The sequence below is a fragment of the Janthinobacterium sp. HH102 genome (assembly GCF_001758625.2).
Lineage (GTDB): Bacteria > Pseudomonadota > Gammaproteobacteria > Burkholderiales > Burkholderiaceae_D > Janthinobacterium.
This window is the reverse complement of record NZ_CP062062.1, coordinates 3,028,264-3,044,544: the sequence shown is the minus strand read 5'-3', so window position 1 is coordinate 3,044,544 and position 16,281 is coordinate 3,028,264. Positions and strand designations below refer to the sequence as shown.

Annotated in this window: 13 protein-coding genes; 6 read left to right on the top strand and 7 right to left on the bottom strand. The window is 63.9% G+C overall.

Annotation, left to right across the window (positions count from 1 at the left end; all coding sequences use genetic code 11):
* Position 1 precedes the first annotated feature (1 nt).
* Positions 2 to 859 (top strand): DMT family transporter, encoded by an 858-nt coding sequence (locus JAB4_RS13990; protein WP_070221543.1) that lies wholly within the window; start codon positions 2 to 4, stop codon positions 857 to 859.
* On the opposite strand, the gene JAB4_RS13985 is transcribed toward JAB4_RS13990, so the two are convergent.
* Complete coding sequence (locus tag JAB4_RS13985; RefSeq protein WP_070221544.1) at positions 856 to 2,799, bottom strand: CocE/NonD family hydrolase; 1,944 nt, start codon at positions 2,797 to 2,799, stop codon at positions 856 to 858. The two genes, JAB4_RS13990 and JAB4_RS13985, sit on opposite strands and share 4 nt — an antisense overlap.
* A gap of 316 nt (positions 2,800 to 3,115) precedes the next feature.
* On the opposite strand from JAB4_RS13985, the gene trpS reads away from it, so the two are divergent.
* The 4 genes from trpS (at position 3,116) to JAB4_RS13965 (ending at position 7,906) form a co-directional block, all read left to right on the top strand.
* Entirely contained in the window at positions 3,116 to 4,192 is a 1,077-nt protein-coding gene (gene trpS, locus JAB4_RS13980) for a tryptophan--tRNA ligase (RefSeq protein ID WP_227742154.1), read from the top strand.
* A 119-nt stretch (positions 4,193 to 4,311) separates the two neighbouring features.
* A complete protein-coding gene (locus tag JAB4_RS13975) occupies positions 4,312 to 5,901 on the top strand; it encodes a pyridoxal-dependent decarboxylase (RefSeq protein WP_070221545.1) in 1,590 nt (529 codons plus the stop codon).
* Between the two features lie 35 nt (positions 5,902 to 5,936).
* On the top strand, positions 5,937 to 7,178 hold the full coding sequence (locus tag JAB4_RS13970; protein ID WP_070221546.1) for a voltage-gated chloride channel family protein: 1,242 nt from the start codon (positions 5,937 to 5,939) through the stop codon (positions 7,176 to 7,178).
* On the top strand, positions 7,175 to 7,906 hold the full coding sequence (locus JAB4_RS13965) for a class I SAM-dependent methyltransferase (RefSeq protein ID WP_070221547.1): 732 nt from the start codon (positions 7,175 to 7,177) through the stop codon (positions 7,904 to 7,906). Before JAB4_RS13970 ends, JAB4_RS13965 begins: the two co-directional genes overlap by 4 nt.
* Here the strand turns inward: JAB4_RS13965 and JAB4_RS13960 are convergent.
* The 6 genes from JAB4_RS13960 to JAB4_RS13935 all read right to left on the bottom strand — a co-directional run bounded on the left by JAB4_RS13960 (position 7,903) and on the right by JAB4_RS13935 (position 15,035).
* Positions 7,903 to 8,829 carry an ADP-ribosylglycohydrolase family protein gene (locus JAB4_RS13960; protein ID WP_227742153.1) on the bottom strand — a complete coding sequence of 309 codons (927 nt, stop codon included), beginning with the start codon at positions 8,827 to 8,829 and terminating at the stop codon, positions 7,903 to 7,905. The two genes, JAB4_RS13965 and JAB4_RS13960, sit on opposite strands and share 4 nt — an antisense overlap.
* 100 nt (positions 8,830 to 8,929) lie before the next feature.
* Complete coding sequence (locus JAB4_RS13955; protein ID WP_070221548.1) at positions 8,930 to 9,877, bottom strand: cupin-like domain-containing protein; 948 nt, start codon at positions 9,875 to 9,877, stop codon at positions 8,930 to 8,932.
* Between the two features lie 173 nt (positions 9,878 to 10,050).
* Positions 10,051 to 10,794: a DNA-binding protein gene (locus JAB4_RS13950; protein ID WP_070221549.1), complete on the bottom strand. Its 744-nt coding sequence runs from the start codon at positions 10,792 to 10,794 to the stop codon at positions 10,051 to 10,053.
* Positions 10,795 to 10,935: 141 nt separating this feature from the next.
* Positions 10,936 to 11,553: an LON peptidase substrate-binding domain-containing protein gene (locus JAB4_RS13945; protein ID WP_070221550.1), complete on the bottom strand. Its 618-nt coding sequence runs from the start codon at positions 11,551 to 11,553 to the stop codon at positions 10,936 to 10,938.
* Positions 11,554 to 11,604: 51 nt separating this feature from the next.
* The gene (locus JAB4_RS13940; RefSeq protein ID WP_070221583.1) at positions 11,605 to 12,843 is read right to left on the bottom strand and encodes a DEAD/DEAH box helicase; all 1,239 of its coding nucleotides are present in this window, start codon (positions 12,841 to 12,843) and stop codon (positions 11,605 to 11,607) included.
* Positions 12,844 to 12,962: 119 nt separating this feature from the next.
* Positions 12,963 to 15,035, bottom strand: coding sequence for a TonB-dependent receptor (locus JAB4_RS13935; RefSeq protein ID WP_070221584.1), 2,073 nt, complete (start codon positions 15,033 to 15,035; stop codon positions 12,963 to 12,965).
* Positions 15,036 to 15,416: 381 nt separating this feature from the next.
* On the opposite strand from JAB4_RS13935, the gene asd reads away from it, so the two are divergent.
* The gene (gene asd, locus JAB4_RS13930; protein ID WP_070221551.1) at positions 15,417 to 16,265 is read left to right on the top strand and encodes an archaetidylserine decarboxylase; all 849 of its coding nucleotides are present in this window, start codon (positions 15,417 to 15,419) and stop codon (positions 16,263 to 16,265) included.
* The last annotated feature ends 16 nt before the right edge of the window (positions 16,266 to 16,281 follow it).

Sequence of the window (16,281 nt, the reverse complement as noted above, 5' to 3'; positions counted from 1 at the left end):
CATGTCCGGTTTCGTCGTCGCCGTCGTCCTGTTTGCCGCCCTGCTGCATGCCAGCTGGAATGCCATCGTCAAGTCGGGCAAGGATACCTTCCTCACGACCGTGCTCGTCTCCGCTGGCGCGGCCCTGATCTCGCTGGCAATCCTGCCCTTCGTCGATGCTCCCGCGCCCGCCAGCTGGCCCTACGTGGCCGCCTCGGCCGTGGCGCAGCTTGCCTATTATTCTCTGCTGGCGGCCGCCTACAAGGCGGGCGACATGAGCCACGCCTACCCGCTGATGCGCGGCAGCGCCCCGCTGATCGTGGCGCTGGCCAGCTGGCCGCTGATCGGCGAACGCCTGTCTTCCATGCAAATGGGCGCCATCGCCTGCATCTGCGCGGGCATCCTCGGCCTGTATATTGCCGCGCGCGGGCCCGCCACGGCCATCGCCGCGAAAAACACGGGACGCGCCACCGCCTTTGCACTGGGCAACGCCTGCGTCATCGCCAGCTATACCCTGATCGACGGCATCGGCGTGCGCCTGTCCGGCGCGCCGGCCGCCTACACGATGTGGATTTTCGTCTTGAACGGAACCGGGCTGCTGCTGTGGACGGTGCTGCGCCGCCGCGCCGGCCTGCTTGCCTATGCGCAAACGCAATGGCGTTTGGCCGCGCTCGGCGGTTTCGGCACCCTGGCCTCGTATGGACTGGCCCTGTGGGCCATGACGCAGGCGCCCGTAGCCGCCATCGCGGCCCTGCGCGAAACGTCGATCCTGTTCGCCATCGCCATTGCGGCCCTGTTCCTGCGCGAAAAAATCAGCCCCCGCCGCTACCTGGCCATCGGCCTGATCGCGGCGGGAGCAGTCTTGATGCGCATCGCCTAGCGGGCGTCGAGCGGCGCGATAGGCAACTCGATGGCGCTGGCCGCCCCTGCCGCGTGGTACACGCGCTGCGTCGCCTTTCTATAATGGCCCGGGTCGGCCAGGAAGATGTTCGGCACGTAGTTTTGCGGGTTGCGGTCGTACAGCGGGAACCAGCTCGACTGTACTTGCACGGCAATGCGGTGACCGGGCAGGAAGACATGATTCGCGTTCGGCAAGGCGAAGCGGTAGCGCTCCACTTTGCCCGCCGGTATCGGTGTCGGGTGCTCGAAGCTGTCGCGGTAACGGCCGCGGAAGATATCCATGGCCACGCCCAGCTGGTAGCCGCCCATGGCCGGCTGCGACGGTACTTCGTCCGGATACACGTCGATCAGTTTCACCACCCAGTCGGCATCCGTGCCGCTGGTGGCCGCGAACAGGTTGACCATCGGCGCGCCGGCGATGCGCACGGCCGTTTTCAACGGTTCCGAAACATAGCTGAGCACGTCCGTGCGGTCCGCATAGCCGCGCTGGTCGCTGACCAGCCATGGTTTCCACACGTCGGCATCGCCGAGGCGCACGGGACGGGGCACGAAAGGCACGGGTTTGGCGGGATCGGCCACGTATTCGTCGAACGCGCCTTGCGCCGCATCCGCAGCGCCCGATGGCGCCGCAAAGCCCAGCCTGGAACCGTCCTGCAGGTAGATCGGCGTCAGCTTGGTGTCGCACGTCTCGCAGGAGAGCGGCCACTGCTGCAGGCGCTGCCACTGGTTGGTGCCGCTCTGATAGGACACGACGGGCGCCGTGTTCGCTTCCGGCGCGCCATCCTTCAGGTATTGATTGAGGAATGGCTGCATGACTTTTTCGCGGAACTGGCGCGCCGTATCGCCGTCAAACTTCAGGGCGCCCAGGCTGGAACCGTCATAGTTGACGCCGCTGTGACGCCACGGGCCGATGGCCAGGTAATTGAGGTTGTTGTGCTTGTCGCGCCCTTCCATCGCCGCGTAGGTGGCGTAGGGGCCATAGATGTCTTCCTGGTCCCACTGCCCCACCACGTGCATGGTGGGCACGATCAGCGGACGCTTGGCCAGGATTTTATCGAGCGCCTGTTCTTGCCAGTAACTGTCGTAAGCCGGATGCTCGAACAGCTTTTTCGTATAGGTCAGCTTGTCGATGCCAAATTTCTTCGCGAAATCACCGGCCGAGCCGATGCGCAGATACGCGTCGTAGTCGTCGTAGACGCCCAGCACGGGCGCCTCACCGCTGCCGCGCACGCTCGTTTGCCACGCCAGGTAAGACAAGCTCGGCATGCGGAAGGCGCCGTTATGGAACCAGTCGTCGCCGCGCCAGCCGTCGACCATGGCGCTCATGGGAATGGCCACCTTCAGCGCCGGATGCGGATCGACCAGGGCCATCAGCACCGTATGTCCCTCATATGAGGAACCGAGCATGCCCACTTTGCCATTGCTTTCCGGAATATTTTTCGACAGCCACTCGATGGTGTCCCACGCATCGGTCACGTTATCGACCTTGGTATTGTTCAGCGGGCCGCGCACGGGGCGCGTCATCACGTAATCGCCTTCCGAGCCATGCTTGCCGCGCACGTCCTGGAACACGCGGATGTAGCCGTTTTCCACCAGGGTGTCGTCGCCCTGCGGCAAGGTGGCCAGCATGCTGGCGCTGGTGGCGCGCTGGGCGCGGCGCGCCGCGTTGTACGGCGTGCGCGTGAGCATGATGGGCGCCCGCTTGGCGTCTTTCGGCACGACGATCACCGTGTACAGCTTGACGCCGTCGCGCATGGGGATCATCACCACGCGCTTGACGTAATCATTCATATCGGGCAGCACCAGCTTGGCGCCGATATCGGGCGTCATCGGCGGCGTTTGCGCCATCGCCGGTACTGCAAACAAGGAACTGATAACAAAAGCCAGGCCGGTGAGCCGGACGGGGGACGACACGCGCATACTGTTCTCCAATGATTCATGCCACGCAAAAGTGGCCGAATGGCAATAGTACCCGGAAAGCAAGTTCCACAATAGGCTAGCCTCTGACGCAGCGCAGCAGATATATGGGCACGCAACTTGACAGAACGCGTCCGAACTGCAACCATAACGCCATGAAATTTATCCCGTCACAACACGCCTGCTTGAATTGGTGGTCCCGCTCACTTTCGCGCGGCCACTCTACAGTGATGTGAATTTGATCCACGCCGCCTCGATCGGTGGCGTAACAGGCTCAGCCTGGATCATCCCCGATGCAGGCGGCTCAAAAGGAAACTTGATGAGCTTGCCTAACACCCCAGATACCCAAGACCAGCACGACGCACCGGCAGCACCGCTGTCGCCCGCTGCCATCGCTTCGCAATCCGTGATCCTGACGGGCGACCGCCCGACCGGCCCCCTGCACCTGGGTCACTACGTGGGCAGCCTGCGCGACCGCGTCCGCTACCAGAACAGCTACAAGCAATTCATCATGCTGGCCGACGCGCAAGCGCTGACGGACAATATGGAAGACATCGACAAGGTGCACCGCAACGTCGTCGAAGTGGCGCTCGACTACCTGGCCGTCGGCATCGACCCGAGCAAGACCACGGTCTTCATCCAGTCGCAGATTCCGGAACTGGCCGAGCTGACCTTTTACTACCTGAACATCGTCACCGTGGCGCGCCTCGAGCGCAATCCCACCGTCAAGGAAGAAATCCGCCTGCGCGGCTTCGAGCGCGACATTCCAGCCGGTTTCTTGACCTACCCGGCCAGCCAGGCGGCCGACATCACGGCATTCAAGGCGGGCGTGGTGCCCGTGGGCGAAGACCAGATCCCGATGATCGAGCAAACGAATGAAATCGTGCGCCGCTTCAACCGCATGTACAACCGCGAAGTGCTGATGGAATGCAAGGCGCTGGTGCCGGACATCGGCCGCCTGCCCGGCATCGACGGCAAGGCGAAGATGAGCAAGTCGCTGGGCAACACCATCAACCTGGGCGCGACCCCGGCCGAAATCACGGCTGCCGTGAAAAAAGTTTATACGGACCCGCTGCACCTGCGCGTGGAAGACCCGGGCCACCTGGAAGGCAACATCGCGTTTACTTACCTGGACGCGTTCGATCCGGAAAAAGCGGCACTGGCCGAAATGAAAGCCCATTACGTGCGCGGCGGCCTGGGCGACAGCATCGTCAAGAAGCGCCTGGATGTGGTCTTGCAGGAAATGCTGGCGCCGATCCGCGCCCGCCGCGAAGAGTTCGCCAAAGACAAGGGCCAGGTCATCCAGATGCTCAAGGAAGGCACCTTCAAGGCGCGCGAAGTGGCGGCCCGCACGGCCGACGAAGTCAAGTCGGCGCTGGGCCTCAACTACTTCTGATCGCCCGCAGCAATAGCAAACTGATGCGCCCAGGCGGAGTCGGGTAAAATCCCGCTTCCGCCTGGGCGCAATTCGTTTGTCACCGTGGCACCAGCAATCCGTAGAGAAGACAACGCGCCATGACCGAGACCCCTATCGAACAACTGCTGCAGCAGCATTTTTCCATCGATGCGCTACAGCAGGCACCCGCGCCCTTGCAGCAGGCCTTGCACATGCTGGGCGGCTGGCTGGCGGCCGAACGCGCCGAACCGTATCCGCACACGCCGTACGCGGAACTGCTGACGCAGCTGTCCGATACCTGCCTGCCCGCGCATGGCATGCCCATAACGGATTTCCTGCAGGAGCTCGACACCACCGTGCTGGCCAATACGGCCCAGCTGAACCATCCGCAATACATCGGCCACATGACGCAGGCCTTGCCCTGGATCAGCGTGCTGGCCGAAGCGTTTACGGCCACCCTTAACCAGAACCAGGTCAAGATCGAGACGGCGTACGTATCGACCCTGATCGAAAAGCAGATCCTGGGCTGGCTGCACCGCCAGGTGTACCAGCAGCCGGACGCCGTCTACGCGCAGGCCATGGCCGCCACCAGCGGCGCGCTGGGCAATGTCGTCAATGGCGGCACCATGGGCAACCTGACGGCGCTGGCCGTGGCACTGGAAAAACAATTGCCCGGCACGCGCAAACGCGGTCTGTTTGCCGCCATGCAAGAATCCGGCTACGCGGGACTGGCCGTGATCGGTTCGGCCCGCAGCCATTATTCCGTGAAAAAGGCGCTGGCGACCCTGGGCCTCGGCGAAAACGCCCTGCACCTGGTGGCCGTCGACCGCGACAACCGCATCGACGTCACCGCGCTGGAAGCGACGATTGCCGATTTGAAATCGCGCAAGATCAAGGTCGTCGCCATGATCGGCATCGCCGGCACGACGGAAACGGGCGCCATCGACCCGCTGGCCGCCATGGCGGCCATTGCCGCGCGGGAAGGCATCTGGTTCCACGTAGATGCGGCCTGGGGCGGCGCGCTCTTGATCGCGGAACAGTACCGCCCCCTGTACGACGGCATCGCCCTGGCCGACTCCGTCGTCATCGACGGGCATAAATTGCTGTGGGTGCCGATGGCGCAAAGCATGGTGCTGTTCAAGGATGGCGCCAGCCTGAACCTGCTGAAGCACAACGCCAACTACATCCTGCGCGATAACTCGGGCGACCTGGGCCAGACCTCGCTGGAAGGCTCGCGCCGCTTCGACGCCTTGAAACTGTGGACCTCGTTCAAGGTGCTGGGCGTGTCCGGCTACACGACCTTGCTGCAGCAGGCGGCCACCCTGTCCGGCCAGTTGCAGGACTTGTTGGCCGACCAGCAGGATTTCGAACTCGTCACGCGCTCCGACACCTTCATTCTCACCTACCGCTACGTGCCCGCGCCCTTGCGCCAGCGCATGGACAGCCTGCTAGCCGGCGGACAGGTCGAGGCGGCGACCGAGCTGAACAAGCAACTGAACACCTTGAACGCCAAGCTGCAAAACCGGCAAAAGGCGCAAGGCCACAGTTTTGTGTCGCGCACGGTCCTGGAATCGACGCGCTACCCTGGCCCGACGAATGTATTGCGCGTGGTCATGACGAACGTCAAGACGCGCCCCCACCACCTGCGCGCCATTTTGGCCGAACAGCGGGCCATCGGCCAGGCGCTGGTGGCGGAACTGGGCCTGTAAGAAACACCCACCCATCGCCCATGACTGGATGACCGATGCACCGCCTGAGCGCCCTCACCGATCTGCTGCAGCATCTTTTGAAATGGCTGCTGCTGGCCTTTGTCGTGGCCGTGCTGGCTGGCACCGCCTCGGCCGGTTTCCTGTTCGCCCTTGAATGGGCAACCGCGACGCGCCTGGCGCACGCCTGGCTGATCTGGCTGCTGCCCGTGGCCGGCTTTGCCGTCGGCTGGCTATATCTGCGCTACGGCAGCAGTGTCGAGGGCGGCGCGAATCTGCTCATCGATGAAATCCACGATCCGAAAAAAATCATTCCGCTGCGCATGGCGCCGCTGGTGCTGGGCGCCACCGTCATCTCGCATCTGTTCGGCGCCTCCGTCGGACGCGAAGGCACGGCCGTGCAGATGGGCGGCGCGCTGGCCGACCAGCTCACGCGCATGTTTCGCCTGAACAATGAAGACCGCCGCATCATCCTGATGGCCGGCATCAGCGCCGGCTTTGCCTCCGTCTTCGGCACGCCGCTGGCGGGCACCATCTTCGGCCTGGAAGTGCTGGCCATCGGCCGCTTGCGCTACGAAGCCATGCTGCCCTGCCTGGCTGCCGCCGTCATCGCCGACCAGGTAGGCTTGCTGTGGGGCGTCCAGCATACGCATTACGCCGTGCCTTTGATCCCCGCCCTCTCCGCCTGGACTTTATCCGCCATGGTGGTCGCGGGCGTGCTGTTCGGCGTGACCGGTAAGGTGTTTGCGCACGTCACGCACGGCTTGAGCGCACTGATGAAGCGCAAGATCGCCTACGCGCCGCTGCGCCCGCTGGCGGGCGGCCTCGCCGTCGCGCTCGCCGTGTGGCTGCTGGGCACCGACAAATATATCGGCCTGGGCATTCCCACCATCGTCGACGCGCTCAAGGAACCGCTGCCTGCATACGATTTCCTCGGCAAGATGGCGTTCACCATCGTGTCATTGGGCACCAGTTTCAAGGGCGGTGAAGTGACGCCATTGTTCTTCATCGGCGCGACCCTGGGCAATGCGCTGGGGCCTGTACTGCACCAGCCCTTCGCTCTGCTGGCCGCCATCGGCTTCGTCGCCGTATTCGCCGGCGCCGCCAACACGCCGATCGCCTCGACCCTGATGGCGATGGAGCTGTTCGGCGCCGAGATCGGCGTGTACGCAGCCATCGCCTGCGTCGTGGCCTACCTGTTTTCCGGCCACGCTGGCATTTACCGGGCGCAGCGGGGCGGCCATGCCAAGCGCAGCGCCCATCAGGATCTTGAACCATGACCCAAAATATCTACGACAACGACGCCTTTTTCACGGCCTACAGCCAGCTGCCCCGCTCCATCGGCGGCCTCGACAGCGCGCCCGAATGGCCGGCCCTGCGCGCCATGCTGCCAGACGTACAAGGCAAGCAAGTACTCGACCTGGGTTGCGGCTATGGCTGGTTCTGCCGCTGGGCGGCAGAACAGGGCGCGGCGCGGGTATTGGGCGTGGACGTGTCGGAAAAGATGCTGGCGCAGGCAGGCGGCATGGGAGAACATGCAGCTGTCAGCTATGCCCGGCTTGATCTGGAACAACTGGCCTTGCCGCCAGCCGGCTACGACCTCGTCTATAGCTCGCTGGCCTTGCACTACGTCGAAGGTTTCGCCACCTTGCTGGCCGCCATCCGCCACGGCTTGAAGCCGGGCGGCAAGCTGGTGTTTTCCATCGAGCACCCGATTTTCATGGCGCCGCGCCAGCCGGGCTGGCTGACGGATGGACAGGGCCGCAAGCGCTGGCCCGTCGACAGCTACCAGCAGCAAGGTCCGCGCGTGTCGGACTGGCTGGCGCCCGGCGTGATCAAGCAGCACCGCACCCTGGGCACGACCATCAATGCGCTGCTGCAAGCGGATTTCCAGCTGGAACACGTGGAAGAATGGGGGCCGACAGATGCGCAGGTGGCGCAGCAGCCGGCCCTGGCGGAAGAGCGCGAGCGGCCGATGCTGCTGCTGGTGGGCTGCAGCCTGCGCTAGTCCCTAGCCCGCTCGAACAATTTGCCCGCCAGTTCCTCGATATCGCGGCGCATGGCCAGCGCATCCAGCCATAGCGGGGGAATCGCCTGGGCGCCATAATAGGCGCCGGCAAGCTGGCCGACGATGGCGCCGGTCGTATCGGCATCTTCGCCCAGATTGACAGCGCGCAATACCGCCGCTTCCAGTGAGTCGGTATGGAAGAAGCACCAGAGCGCCGCTTCCAGCGATTCCACGCAATAACCGGTGCCGCGTATCTGCTGCTCCGTTTTGGCGAGGAAACTGCCGCTGGCCAGCTCCACCAGCTTCGGTTCCGCAGGCCGGAACGCAATGCTGTCCAGCAGCGCGTCTTTCGCCGTGCCCGCCAGCGCGCTGCACAGCAAGGCGGCGAGCAGCTGGCAGCTTTCGACGGCTTCCGGCGCCGCGTGAGTGGTGCGGGAACTGTCGGCAGCGCAGGCCATGGCCGCTTCGGCATCGGGATAGGCAAACAGCACGACGGGGACCAGGCGCATGAGCGACCCATTGCCCGCCGTGTCAGGCGCGGCGGAGCCGCTCCAGGGATTGCCCGTCTCCTGGAAACTGGCCAGCGCGCTCCTTACCGTGCCGCCGATATCGAAGCAGGTGCCGGTGGAACTCAGGTAGCCCCATTGCCACCAGTTCAAGTACCGCACCATCTGGTCCGCCGCATCGAACGCCCCTTTCTGGACCAGGCTTTCGGCCAGGCACAGCGCCATCGACGTATCGTCGGTCCATTGTCCCGGCTGCAAGCCGAACGGACCGCCACCAGTCATGCCCGTCACCGGCGCAAAGCTGCCGCGCGGAGAAAATTCCACTGTGGTACCGACGGCATCGCCGCAGGCAAGCCCCAGCAAGGCGCCCAGATAGCGCTTGTGCAAGGTTGGTTTGTGCAAAGTTGAGGTCATCATGATTCTCCGTGGATTCCTGGCTGGCCACACTCATCCGGTTTCCACTGCCAGCACGAGGTGCCGCGCTGCGCCTGCCGGCACTGGCCATCGCGCCATAAGATCAGGCCTCCGTACGCCGCAGCGCCGCTCCGCCATGCAGGGCCAGCGGCATGGCCCTGGCCCAGCGGTTCGACGACAGCGAAAACGTCAGCGCGCGCACCTGGTGGTACCAGCCGGCGGGCACGTACAGCATGTCGCCCGGCTCGACGAGGCATTCGATCATGGTTGCCTGGCGCGCCAGGGGAAAGCGCTGGAAATCGGGTGCTTCCGGGTCGAACGGCGAACCGAACAGGATGGCGTTCGCTTCGCTGGGGTACAGGAAGACATCGTGGTGCGGCGGCGCCAGGAAGATGCGCTTGCGGCCCCACACTTGCGCGAAAATATTATCGTCGTAATCGCAATGCAATGGCGTCACCGTGCCGGCCGGCCCCACCCAGAAGCGCGGCGGGCCCATCTTGTCGAAATACGTGGGCCAGTGGCACAGGCGGTTCAGCTCGCGCAATTCCAGATTGCCCAGGTACGGCGGCAACGCGTGCGCCCCTTCTTCCACCATATCCAGATATTGCCCCATCGACATGTCTTGCATGGCGCGGTCGGCCGCGAACGCCGTATTGATATAGTCGCCCACCCGCGCGCGCACGGGCACGTGGCTGAACCGTTCGCGCAAGACCTCTGGCCCCAATGCCGACAAAGGCCAGCGCCGCACCAGCCCGCGCATCAGGAAGGGCAAGCCCAGCGCGGCGCGCGCACGAAAGGCGGCGGCGTCCAGCATGGCCAGGCGCGGCACTTCGGTAATGGCGGGCAAGTCACGCGCCGCCCGCTTGATGGCCTCGCGCATGGCGTCGATGGACGTAACGCCGCGCACCTGCGCATCCTTGTCTTCGCGCGCCAGCTTGCGTGCCAGGGCCGCTTCGGGCGAGCTGAATTCGGCTGCCGGCCGGGGCGGCAGCGCGCGCGGCGCGATGGGGGCGGCCGCAAGCGGGAGCGGTACTTCTTTTTCTACAGACATAAACCTTCTTTGCGATCAAGGCGTCACATGGCATGGCATGGCATGGCATGGCGCAACAGTGCGCCATTTTAAGCCAGCAAGGCCCGCATGACATATTCCCCCGACGTATCGACACCTGACAAAACCGTCGCGAGCTACCTATACCGACGCGCAGCAGCTTAGGCCAGGCGTCCTCAGACAGGTGTTTTGAAGATCGGATCGACGATAAACTGCTGCGCCTTGATGCGCAAGGTGCGTTCTTCGTCCAGCTCGGCGCGCGTTTCGCCCAGCTCTTCGCGTTCCGCTTCCAGTTCCAGGCGCGCGGCCGCCAGTTCCGTTTCCACGCGCGTCAGGCTTTCCAGCTTCAGCTGGGCCTGGATCAGTTCCGCGCGCGCCGCTTCGGCGGCCTCTTCCAGGCGCGGGATGCCTTCGAGCTTGAACTGCGCCTTGGCCAGGTCCATGCGCGCCTGCTCGGCCGCCTCTTCCAGGCGCGGCAAGCCTTCCAGGCGCAGCTGCGCCTTGGCCAGGTCCGTTCTAGCCTGATTCGCCACCTGCCGCTCGCGCTCGAGTTCCTCGCGCAAGGTTTCCAGCTCGCCCGCCTGCAAGTCGAGCAACTCTTGCTGGCGCTCGTTCTCGCTGGCCAGGTCCATCAATTCCTGTTGATTGTCGTTCATCTCGGCTTCATGCGCGCTGTGGCTGGCGCTTAATTCCTGCCCTACATAATCGAGGATGGCTTGCTGCAGCACGGGCGAAAGTTCGGCGGCGGCAGCGATCTGGCGCTGCGCGCCCGCCTTGCGACGCTGCAAGAGCTTGCTGATGGTGCCCAGGCAGGCAGCGTTGCCGAGCCGTTCGCGCAAGGCGCGCACCGTGATGGCCTGGCCTTCACCCGCCATCGATTCCATTGCCGCATTGATCTGTTCCGCGCTTACTTTTGCCATGTCGTCTGCTCTTGAATGTTGCCCAGGGCAATCTTGCCCAGGGGCATTATCTTATGCCAGCGGCGGCAAAGCGTAAAGTATTTCTCAATAGAAATTGCAATTGCACAACGGAAGCGCGAGAAAACATGCGGGCTGGCGTGTCTACTCTTCCAGCAAGCCGTTTTCAGTGAGCATATCCTGCACCAGTTCCAGGCGCAGCACGGGATTGTCCTGGCTCAGCAGCAATTGCTTTTGCATGGCGCTCAGGGACAGCAGCTCGCACCAGCGGTTCGCCACCCAGCCGCACTCGTCGAGGCGGTACGGCGGCTGCAGGGGCATTTGATCGGGCGGAATCTTTTGCTCCTGCAAGGTGCGGATCAGGGCACCGAGTGCGTCGGCCACGTTCTGCTGCTCCTGGGGGATGGGAATGGTTTTATCGGGCGGCAAGGTTTCGACCTGCGCCATCCACAAGCCGTTTTTCAGCTGTTCGCTGGAGACGATATGAAAGCGCTGCATGCCCATGCATTTGATTTGCAGCAAGCCCGACAAGGGCGCGGCCCAGTCGATGACGCGCGCCAGGGTACCCACGGGCGCCAGGGTTTCCAGCTGGCCCGGCTTGCGCACTTCCGCGCCGTCCAGCAGCTGCACCACGCCGAACGGCTGCTCTCCCATGATGCACTGACGTATCATGTCCAGGTAGCGCACCTCGCAGATCTGCAGGGGCAGATAGCCATCGGGATACAGCACCGTATTGAGCGGGAACAAAGGTATCGAGGTCATGGCGCATGATGGCACGAATGCGATATCCGTGCTGCGCGCCTTGTGCGTCCTTTACTTATAAAAACGGCGCTTTTTCGCCCGCTCCGCCGCCTTCGGCGCCAGCACTTTCACGATCTTTTTCTGAATCGTGCCGCCAGCGGATGTGCCCGGCACGCGGTGTTCCGCCTCAAAACCAGGCTCCTCGTTGCGTTTGAGGGTTTGCCGCGTCAGCGCTTCAACGGCCGACAGCAATTCGACTTCGTCGGCGCAGACGAGGGAAATGGCTTCGCCCGAGGCGCCCGCGCGGCCCGTGCGGCCGATGCGGTGGATATAGTCTTCCGCCACGGTGGGCAAGTCGAAATTGACGACGACGGGCAACTGGTCGATGTCGAGGCCACGGGCGGCCACGTCGGTGGCCACCAGCACCTGCACCTCGGCAGATTTGAAACGGGCCAGCGCGCGCAAGCGGTTCGGCTGCGTCTTGTCGCCGTGGATGGAATCGGCGCGCACGCCCTGCTCCAGCAAGGTGTTCACCAGCAGCTCGACGCCCTTGCGCGTTTTGACGAAGACGAGGACCTGGCCCCAGCGCTTTTTCTTCAGCAAGTGCAAGAACAGTTCCGGCTTGCGTTTCTTGTCGCACACGATCACCGACTGCTTGACGGCTTTCACCGTGCTGTTGCGCGCGCTCACTTCCACCGACACGGGGTCCTTCAGCATGGTTTTCGCCATGGCGCGGATGGCGTCCGAGAAGGTGGCCGAGAACAGCAGGGTCTGGCGCTGCTTGGGCATCGTCATCAGCAAGATATCGAGTTCGCGCTCGAAGCCGAGGTCCAGCATGCGGTCCGCCTCATCCAGCACCAGCGTCTGCACCTGCTCGAACTTGACGGCGCCCTGCGTCTGCAAGTCCAGCAAACGGCCCGGCGTGGCCACCAGCACGTCGAGGCCCTTGCGCAGCTTGCTGATCTGCGGCTCGATGGGCACGCCGCCATAGGCGACAAAGCTGCGCAGCGGCAAGTTGCCGCCATAGCTGCGGAAGCTGGCATAGACTTGCTCGGCCAGCTCGCGCGTGGGCACCAGCACCAGCACGCGCACGCATTGCGGCGCCACCACGCCTTCCAGGGTCAGGCGCTGCAGCAGCGGCACGGCAAAGCCCGCCGTCTTGCCCGTGCCCGTCTGGGCGGCGGCCATCAGGTCGCGCCCGGCCAGCACGGCCGGGATTGCCTGTGCCTGCACGGGCGTGGGCTTGGCATAGCCGAGCTCATCGAGTTTGCGGGCCAGGGGATCGATCAGGCCGAGGGAGGAAAACGTCATGGGGAAAGCAATCTTGGCAAATGAAAAGGCGGCGCGCACGGGCTGGCCGCGCGCGCAATTGCCGAGATTATAGGCCAGCGGGGATGCCGGCCGGGGTTTTCAGCGCGAGAACATCGCCATCAGAACTTCATTTCCAGGGTGGCGCGCGCCTGCGGCGAGCTCGGCGAGATGCTGTTGCGCACGATGGTTCCGCTGGCGTCCGCATAGATGGTATCGCTTTCGAAGTCTTGCGCCAGCAGGTTCGACACGGCCAGGCGCAGCTGGTTCTTCGCATCGAATTTCCACAGCGCATAAATGTCGAGGTCGCGCCGCGGCGACGTATAGGCGCTCTGGCGCTCGGTGATGCGCACGGGGCCGCCATTGCGGAAGTTGAAGCTGCCGCCCGTGGTCAAGACGCCGTCCGGCGTCTTGTAGTCGAGGCCAACGTTGCCGCTGACGGGCGTTTGCTGGTCGAGCCGGTTGTTTGGCCCCGGCACCTGCTCCACTTGCGACCAGTTGCGGCTGACGCTGGCGCGCAGGTCGATGGCCGGCACGGGCGCGGCCAGCACGGCGCGCAGCGGGAACTTCGCTTCCAGTTCCAGTGTCTGCGTATTGGCGCGGCCATCGTTGACGGGCGTGGAGACCCAGCGCTCATTGATAAACAGCAAACCCTGGCGCGTATAACCATCGATACGGCGGGCCGAGGCGCGCGCGCTGAGCAAGGCGCCTTCGGCCCAGTAATGCTCGTAGGAAGCGTCGATGCCCAGCGCCAGCTCCGGTTTCAGGTAAGGATTGCCTTCGCGGTCAGGGTCCGTCTGGCTGTTATTCGTCGAGGTATTGCGGCGCGGAATCAGGCTCGACGTCGGCTGCGCCTTGTAGGTGCGCGTCAGGGCAAGGCGCACCTGGTCGCCCTTGGTATCGGGCAACTTCCACAGGGTTTGCAGCAGCGGGCTCCACACGCTGGTACGCTGGTTCACTTCGTCGTAGGTATCGCCCGCGCTGCGCGTATCGATGCCTTCCCAGCGCACGCCCGCATACATGGACCAGCGCGGCGTGATTTCCCATTCATCCTGCACGTACAGCGCCAGGCGCTTGATGGTGGCGTCGAAACCCTCGTCGCTGTTGACGGGCGGACGCACGCCCAGGGCCGCTTCGCGCTGCCGGCGCGTTTCCTCGCGCTCCGTGTAGGCGCCATCCCAGCCCATCGACAGGGCATGGCCGGGCAGCAGGGGCGAGGAATACTTGCCGGTGGAACTGACGCCGTTTTCCGTCGCCTTCACGCCCACCTTGCGCTCGAGCGCCAGGCCGCCGCCGTCGATAAAGCCTTGCTGCAGGCTGTCGGACGTATTGCGGGCGGCCGAGGCGCCGATTTTCAGTTCCAGTTTGGCGCCGCCGCCCAGCTTGTGCATCCACGTCAAGTCGCTGCGGCCGAAGGCATTGTGGTTGCTGGAGCTGCCCGCGTTGGTGTCGTAATCGGGGCGCAAGCCCAGTTCTGTTTCCGCGCGGCTGAAATTGCGGTGGTTCGAGCGCCCGCCGTTGAAAAAGAATTGCGCCGTCACGTTGTCGCCGTTGGCCAGCACCCAGTTCAGGCGCGGCGACAGATTGATGCCTTCCGGGCGGCCATCGCCCGTGCCGTTCGTGCGACGCAGCAGGTTTTGCCGGCCGTCGGGCGCGTAGCCCAGTTCCAGGCCGGGATTGTCGTAATGGTAGTCGTAGCGGTACAGCGAACCGGCCAGCGAGTATGAAAAATTGCCGTCGCGGTCAGACAGTTGCAGATTCACGCTGGGCGAAAAGCTCACGTCGCTGCCCTGCACACCCAGCTTGAGTTCGCGCTGCGCCGTCTTCACGGCTTTCTTGAGCACCACATTGATGGTGCCGGCGATCGACTGCGTGCTGTATTCGGCGCTGGCCGCATGCAAAATCTCGATGCGCTCGATCACGTCGGGCGACAGGGTGTCGAGCGAAAAACCGGCCGGCGCCCGTTCGCCGTTGAGCAATATCTGCGTGTAGCCGCTGCCCAGCCCGCGCATGCGGATTTCGCCGCCCGAGCGCCCGGCTGCGCCGGACACGGTAATGCCGGGCAAGCGTTTGAGCACGTCGGTGACGTTCGTGTCGCCATACTTGAGGATTTCCTCGCTGCCCACGATCATCTTGCTGGCCGTATCGTCGCGGCGCGGATCGTAGCCGCTGCCCTTGACTTCGACGGTTTGCATGGGATTTTCAGCCTTTTCGGCCTTCAACGGCACGGCGGCGGTATCAACGGCCGGCGTTTCGGATTGCTGGGCATGGGCATTCCATGCAAGTAAAACGGCGGAACAAAGGACGGTGAGGCGGAGGCAACGGCGTGGCATCATGACCTGACTGAAAAAAGTTGGCTGAATAAAAATGGCTGAAAGCTAAAAAACAGGCCGCCGTATTGTGCTGTAATTTTTTCTGACTGGCACAGTTTCCCGAAAATATTTCCTATAGCAAATTAAATTCGGCGGCAGGCTGCGATACGTCCCCTTGCATACGGCGCATATCATTGCGCGCCACATCGCCGCTATAATGCGTTTTCACCATTGTTCCCATCACCCCGTCAAAGGCTTCCCATCGTGTCTGACCGTCTTGCCGTCCTGCCTCAATATCTGCTTCCAAAAGGAGCATTGACCAACTTTGCCGGCCGGATCGCCGGCGCCAAAGGCGGCGCCATGACCACGCGTTTGATCCGCTGGTTCGTCGGCCGTTACAACGTCAACATGGATGAGGCGCTGGACCCGGACATCACGCACTACACGAGCTTCAACGACTTTTTCACGCGCGCGCTGCGCCCCGATGCCCGTCCGCTGGCCAAGGCCGACTACATCTGCCCCGTCGATGGCCGCATCAGCCAGTTCGGCAAGATCGACAAGGACCAGATCTTCCAGGCCAAGGGCCACAACTTCAGCACCACGGCCCTGGTGGGCGGCGACGCGGCCTTGGCGGCCCAGTTCGAACATGGCAGCTTCGCCAACCTGTACCTGAGCCCGCGCGACTACCACCGCATCCACATGCCGTGCGACGGCCGCTTGACGCGCATGATTTATGTGCCCGGTGAATTGTTCTCCGTCAACCCGACGACGGCGCGCGGCATTCCCGGCCTGTTCGCCCGCAACGAGCGCGTCGTCTGCGTGTTCGACACGGCCAACGGCCCCTTCGTCATGACCCTGGTGGGCGCCACCATCGTCGGCAGCATGGCCACCGTCTGGCACGGCGTCGTCAACCCGCCCCGCACGGGCGAGATCCGCGACTGGAGCTATGCCAACGACAATGTGGTGCTGAAACAGGGCGAAGAGCTGGGCCGCTTCCTGCTCGGTTCCACCGTCGTGATGCTGTTCCCGAAAGACACCGTGCAATTCAACGCCAACTGGCAACCGGCCGGCCCCGTGCAACTGGGCGAAGTCATGGGCAACGTGCCCAGCTAAGCCAACAGGATGCGCG